1 protein-coding gene is annotated in these 1,163 nt (G+C 55.2%); it reads left to right on the forward strand.

The window, feature by feature from the left end; translation table 11 throughout:
* Nucleotides 1-1,163 (forward strand): ISL3 family transposase (locus AC559A_RS19165; protein WP_498819296.1); only part of this gene is annotated, 1,163 nt, incomplete at both ends.

A 1,163-nucleotide genomic window follows, 5' to 3' on the forward strand; every position in this document is an offset into this window, starting at 1 on the left:
CATCTCGACACAGAGGATACTCCGACCAAGCTCATGTTAGAGATCGGAGCCGAGCGAGGTGCCCTGTATCCGTGTCCCAAATGCGGTTCCGCATGCAAGGCCCATGACTTCAAGGAGTACACCTGGAGACACCTGAACTTCTTTCAGCATCATTGCTACCTCTCGGCTCGGGTGCCGCGGATTGATTGCCCTGAGCATGGCATCCGTCGGGTGGAAGTCCCTTGGGCCAGAGAAGGCAGTCGTTTCACCCTGCTTTTCGAGCAAGTGGTCATGTCCCTTGTCCGTGAGATGCCGGTCAACGCCGTTGCTCGCCACGTTGAAGTCACGGATAAACGCTTGTGGCGCATCGTCCGTCATTATGTGTCCAAAGCCATTGCCGCACTGGACCTGAAGAGCCTTAAGGCTGTCGGCCTGGATGAGACGGCCTCCAAACGCGGGCACAACTACATCACCGTCTTCATCGACCTGGACCGGACCGAAAAACCTGTGATCTTCGCGACCCCCGGCAAAGGCAAAGAAGGCCTGGCGAAGTTCTGTTCGTTCATTGAGGCGCACGGCGGTCATCCCGATAACGTCATCGAGGTTGTCTGCGACATGTCGCCAGCTTTCCTTTCGGCCATTGAGAAAGAATTCAAGGCCGCCAAGGTCACCGTAGACTGGTTCCATGTGGTCCAACTCTTCACCAGGGCTGTCGATGATGTCAGAAAGCTGGAGGCTAAGCAGACCAAACTACCGGAGCATACTCGCTGGACCGTGCTCAAAGGCGGGGAAAAAGGACGCACAGAGGGCCAAGAGAACGCTCTGCTGGAACTGGTCAAGCAGGGATTCGCCACCGCAAAAGCATATCGGGTCAAAGAACTCCTGCGCTGGATCCGGCAGGCCGAAACAAAGCAGGCCGCAAGATGGCGCATTACCCATTTTCTCAAGCATGCTGCTGAGTATACAATCAACTGTCCGCTCCTGGAGCCCGTAAGGAGCGCTCTTGCCAGCTTTGAAAGGCATTTGCCGCGTATCATTAATCGTTGGCATTCCTTGCATACCAATGCACGACTTGAGGGCTTCAATGGCTTGTTCCAGGCAGCGAGAGCTCGGGCTCGCGGGTATCGAAACGTGGAGAATTTCATCATGATAGTCTACCTAATCGCGGCTCCGATTCAGATATT

Source organism: Desulfonatronum zhilinae (genome assembly GCF_900182865.1).
GTDB classification, from domain to species: Bacteria; Desulfobacterota; Desulfovibrionia; order Desulfovibrionales; family Desulfonatronaceae; genus Desulfonatronum; species Desulfonatronum lacustre.